Genomic DNA, 16,952 nt, shown 5'->3' with positions numbered 1-16,952 from the left:
TATTAAGATTCTATTACAATTTCCTTTTTACTGTTGGTAGCAATCTATCAAGGTATGTGCCAAGGCAAAATATGCCTGTTTCGTCTGTCATTCTGTCACAGGATGTGTGGCAACTTTCCTTTTTGTCTTACCCTGTCCGGTTTGTCTATACCTGATGCGACATAATTTCCTACACCTGATTCTTTTACTGCAGTATTGTACTCGTGCTGCCAAGGTGGACATTCCTTAAAATTGCATCTGTTTCTGTTTGCTTTTCTTCCCGATCTTTTATAACTCATTAGCCCAAACACAACAAGCTATCAAACTCTTACTCACCTTTTCATGAAAAGAACCTTTTACAGAACAGGTACGGCCGCCTGTTTGCTGCTAGCTTTGGCTTTTGCATCGCCCGATGCTGCAGCCCAAAAACAAAAGTCACGCAGCAGCAAGCAAAAAGAGGCTGTCGCTACTTTTGACCCGAAACTCTACAATGGCATGACGTGGCGCTCCATCGGCCCACATCGCGGCGGAAGATCAGCCACGGTAGCGGGCGTGCCCGGCAAACCAAACCTCTACTACTTTGGCTCTGTGGGCGGTGGCGTATGGCGCACAACTGACGGCGGCTCCACTTGGGAGAATATCTCAGACGGCTTTTTTGGCGGTTCGATAGGCGCAGTGGCCGTAAGTGAGGCCGATCCCAACGTAATCTATGTAGGGGAAGGGGAGAAAACGGTGCGCGGCAACGTGTCTTCCGGTCATGGCGTATGGCGATCCGTGGACGCCGGTAAGACATGGCAGCACATCGGCCTGAAAGACTCAAAGCACATCGGACGCATCCGCATCCATCCGCAAAACCCGGACATTGTGTTTGTAGCTGTGATGGGCGACCTGTACAAGTCGCATGAGGAGCGCGGAGTATTCAAGAGCACAGATGGCGGCAAAACGTGGAAGAAAACACTCTTTGCCAACAAGGATGCCGGTGCCGTTGACCTGATTCTCGACCCGAACAACCCGCGCCACCTGTATGCCACGACTTGGAATGTGCGCCGTAATCCGTATAGCTTATCTTCGGGCGGACCGGGCTCGGGTATCTGGAAAAGTACTGACGGAGGTGAAACTTGGAAAGACATCTCAAAGAACGAAGGTCTTCCGAAAGGCACACTCGGCATCATTGGCGTGACAGTATCGCCTGTGAATTCTAACCGTGTGTTCGCAATGGTAGAGGCAGAAGAAGGCGGCCTGTTCCGCTCCGATGACAGCGGCCTGACTTGGACCAGAGTGAACGACGACCGTAACCTGCGCCAGCGGGCCTGGTACTATACCCGCGTGTATGCAGACCCGAAAGATGAGGATGTGGTATACGTGCTGAACGTGGCCTACCACCGGAGCAAAGACGGCGGCAAAACCTTTACATCCGCCTACGCCGGACACAGCGACCACCACGACCTCTGGATCGCACCGGAGAATCCGTCGCGCATGGTAATTGCCGATGACGGTGGTGCGCAGGTAACATCCGACGGCGGCATGAACTGGAGCACGATGAATAACCAGCCAACTGGCCAGTTTTACCGCGTGGTAACCGACAATCACTTCCCCTACCGCATTTACGGTGCACAGCAGGACAACTCAACCGTGCGCATCAGCCACCGCTCTACGGGCTGGAATATCTCTGAAAAAGACTGGGAAGAAACTGCTGGTTCGGAGAGTGCGCACCTCGCTGTGAATCCGGAAAACCCGGAGATTGTGTATGGTGGTAACTACGGCGGCTTTTTATCGCGCGTGGACCACAGCAACGGACAGGAGCGCGTGATCAACGTATGGCCGGACAACCCGATGGGCCACGGCGCAGAAGGTATGAAGTACCGCTTCCAGTGGAACTTCCCGATCATGTTCTCACCAAACAACCCGAAGAAACTCTACTCCACGTCCAACCACGTGCACGTGACCTACAACGAGGGGCAGTCTTGGGAGCTGATTAGTCCGGATTTGACGCGCAACGACTCAACAAAGCTAGGACCATCAGGTGGACCGATCACCAAGGACAACACCAGCGTGGAGTACTACGGCACCATCTTCGCCATCAACGAGTCGCCGGTAGAGCCGGGCGTGATCTGGACGGGTTCCGATGACGGCCTGATCCACGTGACCCGCGACAATGGCAAAAACTGGACAAAGGTACAGCCGAAGGGCATGCCGGAGTGGATCCAGATCAACAGCATTGAGGCGCACCCAACACAGAAGGGAGCCGCTTATGTAGCCGCCACCATGTATAAGTCCGGCGACTTCAGCCCATACCTCTACAAGACAACCGACTACGGTAAAACGTGGACCAAGATAACGACAGGTATACCGGACCACCACTTTACCCGCGTAGTGCGCGCTGATCCGAAGCGCGACGGCTTGCTATATGCCGGCACCGAATATGGAATGTATGTGTCATTCAACGACGGTCAGAGTTGGCAGCCATTGCAGTTGAACCTGCCGATCGTGCCGATCACGGACCTGACCATCAAAAATGACAACCTGATCGCTGCCACGCAAGGCCGCAGCTTCTGGATTATCGACGACCTGACACCGCTGCACCAGCTGAACCAAGGTATAGCGAAGAGCAAATTCCACCTGTACAAGCCATTGGACAGCTACAAAATGGATGGCGGTAACAGAGGGCCTTCGAAAACAGCAGGTGAGAACCACCCGGGTGGGGTGATGGTGCATTACTACCTGCCACAAAAACCGGACTCTGCCATGGTGGTGCAACTGGAGATCATGGACCAGAACGGCAAACTGATCCGAAGCTATACCAGCAATGCCAAAGAGAAGAAGGACAAGCTGGAAGTGAAGGAAGGGCTGAACCGCTTTGTGTGGGACATGCGCTATCCGGAGGCCAGTCGCTTTGATGGTATCATTCTGTGGGGTGGTGGCCTGCAGGGACCAAAGGCTATACCCGGCAACTACAAGGCGAAGCTGACAGTGAACAAGGAGAGTCAGGAAACAGCCTTCACGATCCTGCCGGACCCGCGCACCAAAGCCACGCCAGAGGATAGGGCGGCGCAGTTCGCATTCCTGACGGAGGTGCGTGAAAAGCTGACCGAAACACATGATGCGATCAAAGAGATCCGTACCATGCGTGCCCAGCTGAACACACTCAAAGGAAACTTGAAAGGGCAGGAGAGTTACAAAGATGTCGTGGAGTCTGCCACGGCCATTGATAAGAAGATCACCGCCATTGAAGAGGCACTGTACCAGACGAAGAACCGCAGTGGACAGGACCCGCTTAACTTCCCGATTCGCCTCAATAACAAACTGGCGAATCTCGTGGGGCAGGTGAGCACCGGCGACTTCCGTCCGACTGACCAAGCCTATGCCTATAAGAAGGAGATCACCACCCAAATCGACGAGCAGTTGAGCCTGTTCAAGCAAGTACAGGCGCAGGATGTGCCGGCGCTGAACAGGCTGGTAAAGGAGAAGGGTGTTGATGCGATATCAGTGAAGAAAGCCGAGGCAGCTCCTGCAACGGGATCGCTGTAGGTATAGCACGTGCCGCTAAAGTAAATGGAAAGCCCTGCCATCATTGGCAGGGCTTCCTGTTTTAAAGCAGGTTTTCCTTCTCTTCTCATTTGTACCTAATTTCAACTGACCGATGGCTGCACATTGTTTATCTGCGTCTTTTATAGGATATTGTGCTGCTATACCTATTCCCTGTAAATTTTGAGTACCAGTACTACCACCCGCGTCAAACAAAAAGTGCGAAGCCTCGCTGACCGGCTGCGTAACTTCCGAGTGTACCACCGCTACTTGGGACTATTTTTGGGCGTTTTCATTTTGATCAGCAGCGTGACCGGTATCTTGTTAGGCTGGAAGAAGGATGTGGACTTGTTACAACCACCCACTCAGAAAGGAGCCACTACCGATCTGCAGCAGTGGCTGCCGCTTGCTGAGTTGTCGTCCCGTTCGCTCGCCGGATTGGACTCGGCGGAGGCTATCAACAACAACCCCATCGACCGCATCGAGGCCCGTTTGGACAAGGGCATAGTCAAAACCATCTTTAAGGAAGGAAGCTGGGAGGTGCAGCTCGATGCCAGCACCGGCAAAGTGCTCTCGGTAGCCCGTCGCCACTCCGACTGGATAGAAAAGATACACGACGGCTCCATCATCAGTGATCTCTTTAAGCTGCTCTCCATGAACGTGCTCGGCTTTGGGCTGTTGATGATTTCCGTTACAGGTTTCTTCCTGTGGTTTTACCCGAAAAAAATTCGACAGATCAAAAGCGAGTAATGGCGATGAGGAGGCATTTGCAATTGGTGGCAATGAGAGGACACTAAAGCCCCTGCCTTCTCACTTGAACGACGCGTAATCTGATTAAACTTCGCCTATTGCTGGAGGTAATTACCCGTTTTGCTCTGTCGCGGAATCAGCAGCAGTTCTTTTTGTCGGCCATTAATGTAGCGGATGCCTGAAGGAGTGAGCACCGCCTGCTCTTCCAGCATCACCCGGATCTCTTTATTGTTCCAATCCGGTAGCGTGACTTTTGCATTCAGCTCGATGGCATAGGCCGTGTTAAGTTGCAGCGGGTAATCGCCCGTGCCGGGCACACCCTCTTGCTTGTCCCACATCCCGATGGCGGGACCGGCCCCGTGACCGTGATAGCCGATGGGATGGGAGTAAATACTCGCTACAATGTTCTCCTGCTTTGCCTGTGCGAGTGTCGCCTTTAGTGCTTCGTTGCCAGTTTTGCCGAGCTTCATATGGCTGGTCAGGATATCCTGCAAGCGATTGCCAATGGCCAGCGCTTCCTTCAGGTAATCGGGGGCGTTGGTTTCTCCAGGCTTGAGCACATACGCCAGCTGTTGCACGTCGGTGTTCAGTTTAAGGTAAGTGATGCCCAAGTCCACATGTACTAAGTCGCCGTGCAGGATCACCTCCTGCGCAGGGCGTTCAGCAAATGATCTTTCGGAATCACCGGCTCCCGGGTTAGCCCGTTGCACATCCACGGTCGGGTGAAACCAAGCCTCCAACTTCAGTTCCGCAATACGCTCCCGAAACCACCAGACCACATCATCGGTCGTCGTGCTGCCGGGTTGTATCACTTTTTCAGAAAAGCCCTCCGCGATAATGCTGTGGCCTATCTGGCTGATCTGTTCATACAGCTTCAACTCGGTTTCTGTGCGTAACTGCAGCCAATCCACTGCCAGTTTTTCAGCCGATACTACTCGCTTTTGCTGTGCTTTGGGCAGGTAGCGCATCAGGTTGTCCCATTCAATTTTTGCCAGTCCGTCGGCGTGGCCGAAGTGGGGGGAATAGTTCAGCCCGATCTTCTTCGGATTGCGCTCAGCAATGAGGGAGGCCAGTCGTTTCCACTGATCCGGCTCTTGTTCCGGGTTCCAAGCCCCTTTAAACAAGTTGCCGACATCATATCGCGCTACTGCCAGCCGTTCTACAGTTTTTCCATTGTCATAAAAGAGCAGAATGGTTCTTCTCCGGGCAGCCAGCCAAGTAGCTGGCAGCATGGTTCTAATCACGGGGTCTTCATTGTATTCCCGTGCAATGATTAACCACATGTCTATACCTTCCTTCCGCATGAGGGTAGGTAGGAGGTTGTCAAGCCGCTCCTGCAGCAGTTTATCTTCGAGTACGGCACGCTCCTGCAGCGGAAGAATGGCAGGCATCTGTTGAGCTGTGACTGGTATTGCCACTACTAGTACAAAGAGAAAGGAGAGAAGTTTTTTCATAAGGAGAGACTGTATAGCGCTTCTAACAAAGATAGGGGAATTGGTATAACTTGAAAGAAATCTAATGGGTAACACCATTTCAGCTTGGTTTATAGTGCCCCAACATGATTTCTCTCAAAAAGTACCCATGGAATGATAAATGCAGGCTTTTACAGATTGCCTTAAAACAGCAAAGGCAGTCCCTTTCGGAACTGCCTTTGCATCGGGTATAGCAAGATACAAGACTAGCTTCTCGATCTTCTTTCTGGCGCTTTCAAAGTAAACTCAGAAGTAGCCTTGCCACCATCGGCCGTCTCTACCTCCACGGTATACTTGCCCGGCTGCAGATAGATTACTTTGTTGTCAGCGGCTTCTACTTTTACCGCTTCCTCGCCTTCTTTCTTGCTGCTATTGAGGGCAGTTTCGTAGGCTTTGGCATTGGCTTCGTCTATAGAGAAGTTGTAGTTCACGTAGTTCAGGCCGCGCTCATGCTCGTCCTTTAGCTCTTTTAGCAGCTGTCCTTTGTCCGTCTTGATGCGGATAGTGGCGGTACCTGCCTGCGCAGTGTAATACGGGATCTCCAGCGTAGACTCCATTGGCTCGCCCCATGCGCCCCACGACTGGCCCCAGCGGGCATTATACTGCACTGGCTGGAACGCGAAGAGGTGCAGCTTCTGGTTCTGAACCTCAGGTGTCAGCTGCTGCAGGTGCTCCACATTGGCGATGTAGATCGAGCGGCCATGCGTGCCCACGATTAAATCGTTGTCGCGCGGATGTACCACCACATCGTGCACTGAAACAGCTGGCATGCCATTACGCATCTGCATGAAAGTTTTGCCGCGGTCAAGCGAGATGTACAGGCCGTGGTCGGTGCCTACGTAAAGCAGGCTCGCATTCTTCGGGTCTTCTTTAATCACGTTGATGGCCTCGGCTGGCAGGTTGCTGCCCAAACGCTCCCACTTCTTGCCGTTGTCCTCCGACACGTACAGGTAGGGCGTGAAGTCATCCCAACGGTAGCCGTTCAGTGAAGTATACACACGGTTTTCGCTGTGATTAGAAGCTACCACGGTAGATACCCACATGTTCTGTGGCAATTTCTTAGTGATGTTCTCCCAGTTGTAGCCGCCGTCTTTCGACACATGGATCGCCCCGTCGTCTGAACCGGTATAGAGCAGGCCGAACCTCAGCGGAGACTCGTCAATAGAGGTCAGCGTCCCAAAGCCCACATCGCCTTTCAGACCGCCGTTGGTCAGGTCGCCGGAGAGGGTTTGCATCTCCTCGCCCTTCTTCATGGAGCGGTGGAATTTGTTGGAGCCGAAGTACAGAATGTCCTGATTGTGGCGGCTCAGGTGGATCGGACTTTCCCAGTTGAAACGGAGCGGTGTTTCGCCCAACTCATGTGTTGGCTTCACTGAGACGCGCTGGCCCGTTCGCTTGTCCACACGAGCGTAGTTGCCGTACTGTGAACCGAGGTATACCGTGTTATTGTCGCGGAAGTCTACCTGCACCATCATACCGTCACCACCGCCAATTCGCTGGTAAGGGTAGCGGCCGGTTTGGGTCCAAGAGGTGCTGGCTTTGTAATTGCTCGGTCCGTACCACGTGCCGTTGTCCTGCAGGCCACCATAGATGTTGTATGGTTTTTCCATGTCCACAGCCACGGCATAGAACTGGCCCACCGAAGGGGTATTGGCAATCGCCCATGTTTTGCCATCATCCATCGTGATGTTCAAGCCACCGTCGTTGCCGTTAATCAGGTAGCCGGGCTTGTCCGGGCTTACCCAAAGGGCTTGGTGGTCGGAGTGCACATTGTCGCCCTCGATATTGCGGAACGTTTTGCCGCCGTCATCTGAAGTCAGGATTGGCACACCCAAAATATAGATCTTATCCGGATTGTAAGGCGCCACACGCACCACACCAAAGTAGTAGCCGTAGCTCGAGTACATGTCGTCGATCGGCTTGTCATGCGTTTTCTTCCATGTCTGGCCACCGTCCTCGGAGCGGTATACCTCAGCGCCTTTCACCGGAGCTTCTGTAGTTACAGCCAGCGGGTCTTCCAAGTATGTGGCCAAAGCAGATGGCTTGATCTTGCCGCTTTTCACATCCGCCTTCACCGATTTGGCGGTATACTTGGCCGGGAAGCGGTTGTTGTCGAAGAAGTCGTTCAGGTTTTTGTCATTCAGCGCCAAAAAGGCCTCTGTTGTCATCCCTTTGAACTGGTCTTTCTGCAGTTCTCCCGCCTTTGGCTCCTTCTTCTCTACTTGGCGTAGGTCTTGGTTGTCCAAGAAAGCATAGATGATGTTTGGGTTGTCCGGGTAAATATCCAGACCGATGCGGCCCACGCCAGCCGATGTCGGGAAGCCGCTGCCCTCGGTGCTCACACGGGTCCACGTGTTGCCGCCATCCGTTGACTTGTGAATGCTAGAGGTTTTTCCGCCTTCCACAAAATCCCAAGCACGGCGCTCGCGGTGCCACATGGCTGCATACACGTTGTTTGGGTTCTTCGGATCAATCACCATGTCAATGGCACCGGTGTTCTCGTCAGTGTACAGTGTCTTCTTCCATGTCTTGCCACCATCTGTGGTTTTATAAACGCCACGGTCTTTGTTTGGCGAGTACAGGTGACCCACAGCTGCGACCCAAACGGTGTTCGGGTCGGTCGGGTGCAGAACGATGCGGCCGATGTGGTGCGTGTCGTCGAGGCCCATGTGCTGCCATGACTTTCCACCGTCGGTGCTTTTGTAAACACCCACGCCCGAGTAGGAGGAGCGGCTGGAATTGCTCTCGCCGGTACCAATCCAGATGGTCTCGTTGTTGTTCCAGTCCACGGCAATGTCACCGATGGTCATCACCGCTTCGTTGTCAAAAATCGGCTCGAAAGAGATTCCGTTGTTGATTGTTCTCCAGAGTCCGCCCGAGGCATAGGCCGCGTAGAAGTTAGTCGGATCTTTTGGGTTCACGTCCAAGTCAGTGATACGGCCGCTTTGCACGGTCGGTCCCACGTTCCGGAAGGCCACGTTCTTTACAAGGGAGTTCTGGTCCAGTTGCTGGCGCTTTTCGAATCCCTGCAGTCGCTCTTTGGCTGGGGTGTAGGCCGGCTGCTTTGGTGCTTTCTTCTGAGCCTGCACAGCTCCCCCGCTCAGGGCCACCAGCAGCGCTACCGAAAGTATACGTTTTTGCATTATGTAGAATTTGGTAAGGTTAGTTTAGCTTTAGTGTCTAAAGCTAAGAAATTGCACTGGAATTTGGAAGAGAGTGGCCCGCTTAAGGGGTACATTCAAGAGTCAGCCCTACCGACAGCAAGCTAATCGGTTTCATCCAGCGCAAAGATATCCTCTACAGGTTTACTGAAAACACGGGCAATTTTCAGTGCTAACACAGTGGATGGTACATACTTGTTGGCTTCCATCGCATTGATGGTCTGCCTGCTGACACCAATCTTTTTAGCTAAGTCTTCCTGCGTGAAATTATGGATAGCCCGTTCAACTTTTATAGTGTTCTTCATGCGACTGCTCTGGCTGTTTTGTAAAGAATAAAGTTGAAGCGCACCAAAAAGATAAAGAGCACTGTGAACATGTTGAACAGCATGACCTGGTAAAAGCCCCAGCCGTAAATGAAAATCACCGAAAACAATAGAAATCCATAGTTGATATAAGTAGCCCAAAGCAGCGACTCCAGCCGGATCTTGGCGATGTATTCATCTTCATCCTTTTCTTCTGAGAAAGCGGCAAGTAAACCACCTACTATACCCAGTATCGCCACTAATTCATCTACGATGTTATTTTCGACAAATGCAAAAGCCCTCGATTTTTCAAGAATGCCTCCATCATACACAGCAAATACAGTACCCTCTAGGTTAAAAACATAGTAATCGAAAAGCATGATAAGCAGACCCACTATTGTGGAAGGAATCAAAAGTATCCAGCCGATCATCTTAAACCGGTTAGGAAAAAGGTAACGTGTTTTCATGTTTATATTTCGTTTAAAATCCGTATCAAATGTAAAGTAAATTTTACATTATGCAAGTGTATTTTACATTATGTATGAATTTTATTACATGAATAGACGCAATAGTTGGGTAAACCGCTATATAAACGAAGTGGCGGATTTGGCAAACGTCCCTGAATTGAGTTGGATGTGGTATTACTGCTATGCCAGACGTTGCGTATATTCGCTCTAACACACTGCCAGTCGCTGGTAGTTACCCATTAAAATACGATACTTTGAACGATACCTTCGACATACTTATAGTTGGCGGTGGCCCCATCGGGCTGGCTTGCGGACTGGAGGCGAAAAATGCCGGATTAAGCTATATAATCATTGAGAAAGGCACCATCACCAATTCACTCTTTCACTACCCGCTAAATATGACCTTTTTCTCCACTGCCGACCGGCTGGAGATCGGCGGCTTTCCGTTCCCGTCCATCCATGCCAAGCCTAACCGCAGCGAGGCATTGGAATATTACCGTCGGGTGGCGGATGTCGAACAGCTAAACATCAGGCTGTTCGAGGAAGTGACAGGTATAGCGCAGGAGGAAAAAGTATACCATGTCAACACAAGTAAGGCAAAGTATAAAGCGAGGCACGTGATCGTGGCGACAGGTTTTTATGACATCCCGAATAAACTGGGTATAGCCGGGGAGGACTTGCCTAAGGTGCGACACTACTATTACGACCCGCACTTTTATTACAAACAGAAAATTGTGGTGGTAGGGGCCAACAATTCCTCGGCGGACGTGGCGTTGGAGACGTGGCGCAAAGGAGCCAATGTGACTATGGTGGTCCGGGAAGGAGAACTCGGCCGCATCAAGTATTGGACCAAGCCTGATCTGGAAAACCGCATTGCCGAGGGCAGTATCAAGGCTTATTTCAACTCCAGCCTGACGGAGGTTCGGGAGCAGGAGGTGGATATCCAGACGCCGGACGGCAAACTGACGATACCCAATGACTATGTGATGGCCATGACGGGTTACCAGCCGAACTTCCCCTTTTTAGAGAAAATAGGCGTGAAGCTGTCTGATGACTTTTTCCGGCACCCTTACCACAACCCGGAGACTATGGAGACGAACATGCCCGGGCTATACCTAGCGGGCGTGGTATGCGGGGGCATGGAAACGCACGTCTGGTTTATCGAGAACTCGCGGGAGCATGCCGTGAAGATTGTGCGGGATATCCTCAAAAAATAACCTATCTGTCAATCCGTTTCTTCCGGCTGGAGTTGTTGCGGCTTTCATAATGCCGGCCACCTGTGTTTTTTGTAGTGCCGCCAGTCTTTCTGGGTCTGCTGCCAGTCCCAAAACTACTTCCCGCTGTCAGGCGCTTCAATTCTGTCACTTCCTCGTTTGTCAGTTCGCGGTACTCGCCGGGTTGCAGCTCGTCTAGGCTAAGTGGCCCGATGGCCGGACGGATCAGGCGCAGGGTAGGGTAGCCTACGGCAGCCGTCATGCGGCGCACCTGTCGGTTCATGCCTTGCGATATTTTGATCTCTACCCAAGAGGTCGGAATCTCCTTTCGGAAACGGATGGGCTTGGAGCGCTCCCATACCTGCGGTTCTTCTTCCAGCAAGCGGGCTTTGGCAGGCGCGGTCTTTACATTTTTGATCATCACGCCACGCTGCAATTCCTCCAGCGCCTCTTCGGTAGGTATGCCATCCATCTGCACCCAGTAAGTCTTTTCAATTTTAAACTTCGGATCGGAAAGGCGGTGCTGCAGGGCTTTGTCATCGGTCAAAAGCACTAAGCCTTCACTATCGTAGTCGAGGCGGCCGACCGGGTAGATTTCCGGTACGGGAACAAAATCTTTGAGCGTGGCGCGCCCTGTCTCATCCGTAAACTGAGTGAGGACTTCGTAAGGCTTGTTGAGGAGGAAGTATTTCAAGATAGAAAGTTCGAAAGTCAAAAGTTAGAAAGGGGTGTCTAAAGCTATACCTGCTCGGGCTGACGAATTAGAAACTGCAGATTCCAAGATGATTTAAGCTGGTCGTATTCGGGGCGGATGATGGAGTAGAGCACGGAGTCTTCGTTCACACCATTCACCACATAATGCTCCCGCACGACGCCCTCGAATTGAAAGCCATACCGATTCAGTAATTTTATGGAAGGCGTGTTATAGTCCGCGGCCAGCGCCTCGATGCGGCGCAAACCCATCTCCTCAAAGCCGTAGGCCAATATAGGCCCCAGCGCCTCAGTCATGTAGCCTTTTTGCTTATAGCTGTCGTCAAGCAGCGCGTAGCCCACCTCTGCCCGGTTGTGACTCACGATCCACGTATGGTAACCGCATCGGCCCAGTACCGTGTTCGTGGCTTTTTCCAGTATTCTAAAGTTTCTGAAAGAGTGAAAATACGTGGTCAGCCCTAGTTTGAACTTATTTTTTTCTTCTGCCAGCTCGGCTTTGCTCTTTAAGCCTAGATAGGCTGTGATCTCCTCATCGCTGCAGGTAGTAAACAGATAGTTGTAAACTGCCGGGCTCAGTTCGCTCAGGTATAGCCGTTCTGTTTCCAATACGATACACTGAGGGACGGTTGAATTTTTCATAGTGCTGCTCTAATAACTTCCGTTATACTTACGCACAAACCACTCGGCGCATACCAGTCCCAGAATCAAAAAGAATAGCCATTTTAGATCCACTAAGTCGTTGAGAGACTCCGAACTGTAGATGAGGTCCTTGTAGTCGGCTTTGAGTATGTCTTCTTCCAATTGCTGCAGTTGTGCAGGATAGTATAACTTAGCACCCGTGTTACTGCCAAGCTGATACAGGAGGTTGTGGTCAGCCACTGCATGCAGCGCCTCGAGTTGCAACTCCTCCACCACAAACTCGCCCTTGTCCTGTTGCAGCGAACCGTTGATGCGCGCCGAGGCGGTATAGGTATAGCGGCCTCCCGGCAGCGTGCCGATGTTCACCCCAGACTGATTCTCGCCATTCGCAAAATCAAATGACTTCTCAGTTCCTTCCGTGTTCCGTAATTTGAGCGTAATATTCTGGCCATAGATCGGCTCGAGCGCCTCGTTATAGGCCTCGGCCGCGAAGCGAATCTCATCGGAGCTGCTATACTCGTTCAGTTGCGGGTATACGTTCAGGCGCTTTTTATTGCGTGGGGCCGTGAGCAGCTGCACCAAGTTGGTGATCAGCTTGTCATACACGGCGGCGTTTTCGTGATTGGCCGTTTCGGTGAGGCGCCACTGCCATGTGCCGGAGGCCAAGAGGGCGGCATTGCGTTTGTCGCCGACAGTCTGCACGGTTAGTAGCGGCTTGTTGGTGCGCACGCGGCCCACCTGCTGGTAAAGCACCGTTTCGGTGTTTCTCGCAAGCTGGTAATCGCCGTAAGGCACGGTGGCCGGCGGATATTGCTGCACTCGCTCGGTGGCATCCTCCGCTACTTGAAACGTACTGAAGTTCGGGTTGATCACGCTGGTCACCTCGTCTGACTGACCCGGCGTATTAATACGAATGCCGACGTTTAGCTGGTTGAAATTACCAATGTCGCTCTGCGGGCCGATGATGTATAGCGCAGGCAGGTTCTTCTGGCGCACCAGATTAAGTGCCGCCTCACCGCCAGCCGTTCTGCCCGGCAACTGGTGTAGCACCGCCACATCGTAGTCCTGCTGCTTGAGCGTGGTCAGCCCGGGTATAAACAGTTCGGTCTCATAGTTCTCGTTGGATTCGATGGCGGCCCGGAGTGCTTTGATGTCCGGATGGGGAGCAGCGGCAGCTACTAGTACTTTGATCTTGCCTTTTACCACGTCAATGTAGGCGCTGCGGGAGTTATTGAGCGTAGTGAACTCACCTTGCCGCGGCAGCACCTCCACTTCATAATGACGCTTGCCAAGGCCCCCGGCCATTACCTGAAACGGCACCTGCTGTATCGGCTGACCGGATTTAAGGGTGACGGTTTTGCGGTCAAGCACTTTGTTGTTTTCCTTGAGCTGTACGGTAACCGTGGTCCCGTCAAAACCCTGCTGCTGCACCTCTGCTTCGAGGGGAAAGCGGTTGCCGCTGTAATTTACCTTGTTGTAGCGTAAAGAGGCTAGCACGATGTCTTTTTTCGGGACGGTATCGCCTACGGCTATGGGGTAGATGGTGTAGTTGTAGTTCGAGTAGGTAGGGGAGGTGCCTTGGTTCACGATGCCGTCTGACAGCAGCACCACTCCAGCCAAGTTCTGTTGCTCAAAGTCTTCCTGCACGTTGCGGAGCAGTTGACTCAGGTTGGTCGTTTCCTGTTCATACTGCAATTCACCTAAGTTCTGAGGCGCATCGGACTCGCCCAAAACTCTCAGTTCAGTCTGTATACCTCGGTCCTGCAGCCTGTTGCGCAGCTCCTGCAGGCCCTGCTGTGTCTGTTGCAGCTGTACGGAATCCGAGAACAGTGCCACGGACTGCGAATTATCCACCGCAAACACAATGGTAGGCGACTGCGTGCTGTTGCTCACATACCTAACCAACGGACCGAGCAGCAGGAAACACAGAAAACTGACCACCGCAAAGCGCACCGCCGCCAAGGCATAGTTTATACTCTTCGGCCAAGGCGTCCGCTTGCTGTAAAGCAGCCACGCATACAGCGCACCCACTACCAGACATGCCAGTATCAGCCAAGGGGAATAAGTCGTTATGAGGCGGAAGGAGTTCAAAGAAGTTTGAGAATTTAGGAGTTTGAGAGTTTAAGAAAAAACACTGACTTAAAGATAAAAGAAAAAGACCAATGCTACTAACGTAAACGCCACAGCATTGGTCTTGTTTAATGGGGGATGAAGAATTAAGAATTACTGTTTGTGTATTTTCTAATTTCTAATTCTTCATTCTCAATTCTTAATTAACTTATGTCAGCATGCCGCCGTCTACCTGCAGCACTTGGCCGGAGATGTACGAAGACTGGTCAGATGCCAGGAAAGCGACACAGTTGGCCACATCCTCAGGGGTGCCACCGCGTCTCAGAGGGATCGCCTTACGCCACTCGTCTACCACTTTCTGGTCGAGTTCGCCTGTCATCTCCGTTTCGATAAAGCCCGGAGCCACCGCGTTGCAGCGGATGTTGCGCGAACCCAACTCCAGCGCCACAGATTTGGTGAAGCCGATAATACCCGCTTTAGAGGCCGAGTAGTTGGCCTGTCCGGCGTTGCCCTTTATACCTACAACCGAGGTGATGTTGATGATCGAACCGCTCTTGGCGCGCATCATGTGCTTGGTGGCGCCTTTCGTTAAAGCAAATACAGATTTCAGGTTGGTGTTGATCACCGCGTCCCACTGGTCTTCGGTCATGCGCATTAGCAGGCCGTCGCGGGTAATGCCGGCATTGTTCACCAAGATATCGATCTTGCCGAACTCAGCTACCACATCTTCGATCAGCTTCTCGGCCTGCGCCATATCGGAGGCGTCGGAGCGGAAACCTTTGGCTTTGCCTCCGTTGGCAGTCAGTTCCTGCTCAAGGGCTTGTCCTTTTTCTACACTTGACAGGTAGGTGAATGCTACCTGAGCGCCCATTTCCACCAGCTTCTCAGCGATGGCACGGCCTATACCTTTTGATGCCCCTGTTACGAGGGCTACTTTTCCTTCTAATGCTTTCATAGAGGCCAAAGTTATAAAAGATTTTTTTATTCAGAAGAGGAAGCCCATCCTCCATTTTTAATTATCCTTAAGGTTTTGGCTATTAGAAGGTTAAGTTCTAGGTGATGGGGTATAATGCAATGGGATATATAGGTGAAAAGATATGTCTGTGCTATATGGCGTTTTGAAAACAGGATTGTAACATATTTATAATCTGAATATTGTGTTTGTATATATTTTTATTTCTATAGGTTAAACCATATTTTCGTGCCATTCTTCCAACCAAAGGTACCCAGTAATGTTCAAACGTAGCATCGGACTAGCCATCCTGATAGCGGTTTCGCTTTTTGTATTTATTACCGCCGCGCAAACCATCGGCTTTAAAAGTTCCAGCATTCCCAAAGCAGAAAAAGAGCCAGCGGCAGCACCCATCAAAGTAGTTAAAAAGCCAGCCCCAGTCATTTTCGGCATTCCGACCGATACACTAGAAATTGTAGAGGGAACCGTTGAAAGAGGCGAGAACCTCTCCCAGATCCTGGCCAGTTTCAATATCTCCCCAACCACCATTGACCAACTGGCCCGCAAGTCTAAAGAGGTGTTTAATGTGCGTCGCATCAATGCCAACCGCAATTACATCATACTACACGCGCAGGACTCGGCCCAGACGGCCCGCTACTTTATCTATGAGCCCAACGAGGTGGAGTATGTAATCTATGACCTGAACGGGGAGTTGGATGTGCGTTTGGAGAAGCGTCAGGTCGAGATAGTGGAACGGGCCATTGCCGGTTTTATAGAGCATTCGCTGTTCGAGTCAATTTTGGCGGCCGGTGGCTCTCCGCAACTCGTTAACCATTTTGCCGACATCTATGCATGGCGCCTGAATCTGAGCCGCCTGCAGCCCGGAGACCATTTCAAGCTGATCTATGACGAGAAAATGGTAAATGGCAACGTCATCGGTTTCGGAAAGATAAAAGCGGCCTACTTTGAGCACGAGGGCAAGCCGCTGTATGCCATCGCCTTTGAACAGGAGGGAAAGAAGGGTGGTTACTACGACCAAGACGGCAAGAGTCTGAAGAAAGCCTTTTTGCGCGAGCCGCTGGAGTACAGTCGCATTAGCTCGCGCTTCACCATGAACCGTTTCCATCCAGTGCAGAAACGCTACAAGCCACACCTCGGTACCGATTTTGCCGCGCCGCGGGGCACGCCGATCCGCACCGTGGGTGAGGGGGTTGTTTTAGAGGCGTCCTATACCAGAGGCAATGGCTACTATGTAAAGATCAAGCACAACAACACCTATACCACCCAGTACCTGCATATGTCCAAGTTTGCCAAAGGCATCAAGAAAGGCAGACGCGTGCAACAGGGTCAAACCATCGGCTACGTAGGCAGCACCGGTCTGGCAACAGGTCCGCACCTATGCTACCGCTTCTGGAAGAACGGCAGGCAGGTAGACGCCCTCAAGGTGAAACTGCCATCCGCCCATCCGATTGATAAGAAATACATGGAGGCCTTTGAAGAGCTGAAAGCGGAAGTGGAAGGTAAGATGATGGCGATCGAGCTGGAAGGTTTGCAGCCAAAGGAATTGCTTGCATCTGAGCAATCGGCAAGTAAAAACGAAGAAGAGGCTTAACGTTTATATAGTGATTAAAAAAGGGGCGCTGCAAAGCGCCCCTTTTTTTACCTCCCCCAGCCCCTCCTAAAAACAGGAGGGGAGTTTTTTATGCTGAA

Annotated in this window: 12 protein-coding genes; 4 read left to right on the top strand and 8 right to left on the bottom strand. The window is 51.8% G+C overall.

From position 1 onward, the window contains the following. Positions 1-321 precede the first annotated feature (321 nt). Together Q1A04_RS05400 and Q1A04_RS05395 are read left to right on the top strand one after the other, a co-directional pair. Entirely contained in the window at positions 322-3,507 is a 3,186-nt protein-coding gene (locus Q1A04_RS05400) for a glycosyl hydrolase (protein ID WP_299702263.1), read from the top strand. A 180-nt stretch (positions 3,508-3,687) separates the two neighbouring features. Then, a complete protein-coding gene (locus Q1A04_RS05395) occupies positions 3,688-4,254 on the top strand; it encodes a PepSY-associated TM helix domain-containing protein (protein WP_299702260.1) in 567 nt (188 codons plus the stop codon). Between the two features lie 95 nt (positions 4,255-4,349). Here the strand turns inward: Q1A04_RS05395 and Q1A04_RS05390 are convergent, their stop codons facing one another. The 4 genes from Q1A04_RS05390 to Q1A04_RS05375 all read right to left on the bottom strand — a co-directional run bounded on the left by Q1A04_RS05390 (position 4,350) and on the right by Q1A04_RS05375 (position 9,656). Beyond that, complete coding sequence (locus Q1A04_RS05390; protein WP_299702258.1) at positions 4,350-5,708, bottom strand: M24 family metallopeptidase; 1,359 nt, start codon at positions 5,706-5,708, stop codon at positions 4,350-4,352. A gap of 224 nt (positions 5,709-5,932) precedes the next feature. Beyond that, complete coding sequence (locus Q1A04_RS05385; protein WP_299702256.1) at positions 5,933-8,869, bottom strand: glycosyl hydrolase; 2,937 nt, start codon at positions 8,867-8,869, stop codon at positions 5,933-5,935. Between the two features lie 122 nt (positions 8,870-8,991). Continuing rightward, positions 8,992-9,192: a helix-turn-helix transcriptional regulator gene (locus Q1A04_RS05380; protein ID WP_299702254.1), complete on the bottom strand. Its 201-nt coding sequence runs from the start codon at positions 9,190-9,192 to the stop codon at positions 8,992-8,994. After that, positions 9,189-9,656, bottom strand: a complete 468-nt coding sequence (locus tag Q1A04_RS05375) for a hypothetical protein (protein WP_299702252.1) — start codon at positions 9,654-9,656, stop codon at positions 9,189-9,191. Before Q1A04_RS05375 ends, Q1A04_RS05380 begins: the two co-directional genes overlap by 4 nt. 254 nt (positions 9,657-9,910) lie before the next feature. On the opposite strand from Q1A04_RS05375, the gene Q1A04_RS05370 reads away from it, so the two are divergent. Beyond that, on the top strand, positions 9,911-10,873 hold the full coding sequence (locus Q1A04_RS05370; RefSeq protein ID WP_299703635.1) for a YpdA family putative bacillithiol disulfide reductase: 963 nt from the start codon (positions 9,911-9,913) through the stop codon (positions 10,871-10,873). 1 nt (position 10,874) lies between these two features. On the opposite strand, the gene Q1A04_RS05365 is transcribed toward Q1A04_RS05370, so the two are convergent. The 4 genes from Q1A04_RS05365 to fabG form a co-directional block, all read right to left on the bottom strand. Further along, entirely contained in the window at positions 10,875-11,564 is a 690-nt protein-coding gene (locus tag Q1A04_RS05365) for a pseudouridine synthase (protein ID WP_299702249.1), read from the bottom strand. A gap of 44 nt (positions 11,565-11,608) precedes the next feature. Further along, positions 11,609-12,220 carry a GNAT family protein gene (locus Q1A04_RS05360; RefSeq protein WP_299702246.1) on the bottom strand — a complete coding sequence of 204 codons (612 nt, stop codon included), beginning with the start codon at positions 12,218-12,220 and terminating at the stop codon, positions 11,609-11,611. A gap of 9 nt (positions 12,221-12,229) precedes the next feature. Further along, on the bottom strand, positions 12,230-14,311 hold the full coding sequence (locus Q1A04_RS05355) for a VWA domain-containing protein (protein WP_299702243.1): 2,082 nt from the start codon (positions 14,309-14,311) through the stop codon (positions 12,230-12,232). Positions 14,312-14,498: 187 nt separating this feature from the next. Continuing rightward, on the bottom strand, positions 14,499-15,245 hold the full coding sequence (gene fabG, locus Q1A04_RS05350; RefSeq protein ID WP_299702240.1) for a 3-oxoacyl-[acyl-carrier-protein] reductase: 747 nt from the start codon (positions 15,243-15,245) through the stop codon (positions 14,499-14,501). A gap of 277 nt (positions 15,246-15,522) precedes the next feature. Here fabG and Q1A04_RS05345 point away from each other — a divergent pair, with 277 nt between their 5' ends. Continuing rightward, entirely contained in the window at positions 15,523-16,854 is a 1,332-nt protein-coding gene (locus Q1A04_RS05345) for a peptidoglycan DD-metalloendopeptidase family protein (protein ID WP_299702237.1), read from the top strand. Positions 16,855-16,952 lie beyond the last annotated feature (98 nt).

The organism is uncultured Pontibacter sp. (assembly GCF_947499215.1).
In the GTDB taxonomy this organism is placed as follows: Bacteria; Bacteroidota; Bacteroidia; order Cytophagales; family Hymenobacteraceae; genus Pontibacter.
The sequence above is the reverse complement of the archived record's forward strand: the minus strand, read 5'-3'. Positions and strand labels throughout refer to the sequence as shown.

Excerpts from the sequence above, each read along its gene's own strand:
- Q1A04_RS05390 (WP_299702258.1), bottom strand. The coding sequence starts at position 5,708 with ATGAAAAAACTTCTCTCCTTTCTCTTTGTACTAGTAGTGGCAATACCA.
- Q1A04_RS05360 (WP_299702246.1), bottom strand. The coding sequence starts at position 12,220 with ATGAAAAATTCAACCGTCCCTCAGTGTATCGTATTGGAAACAGAACGG.
- fabG (WP_299702240.1), bottom strand. The coding sequence starts at position 15,245 with ATGAAAGCATTAGAAGGAAAAGTAGCCCTCGTAACAGGGGCATCAAAA.
- Q1A04_RS05345 (WP_299702237.1), top strand. The coding sequence starts at position 15,523 with ATGTTCAAACGTAGCATCGGACTAGCCATCCTGATAGCGGTTTCGCTT.
- Q1A04_RS05380 (WP_299702254.1), bottom strand. The coding sequence starts at position 9,192 with ATGAAGAACACTATAAAAGTTGAACGGGCTATCCATAATTTCACGCAG.
- Q1A04_RS05400 (WP_299702263.1), top strand. The coding sequence starts at position 322 with ATGAAAAGAACCTTTTACAGAACAGGTACGGCCGCCTGTTTGCTGCTA.
- Q1A04_RS05385 (WP_299702256.1), bottom strand. The coding sequence starts at position 8,869 with ATGCAAAAACGTATACTTTCGGTAGCGCTGCTGGTGGCCCTGAGCGGG.
- Q1A04_RS05375 (WP_299702252.1), bottom strand. The coding sequence starts at position 9,656 with ATGAAAACACGTTACCTTTTTCCTAACCGGTTTAAGATGATCGGCTGG.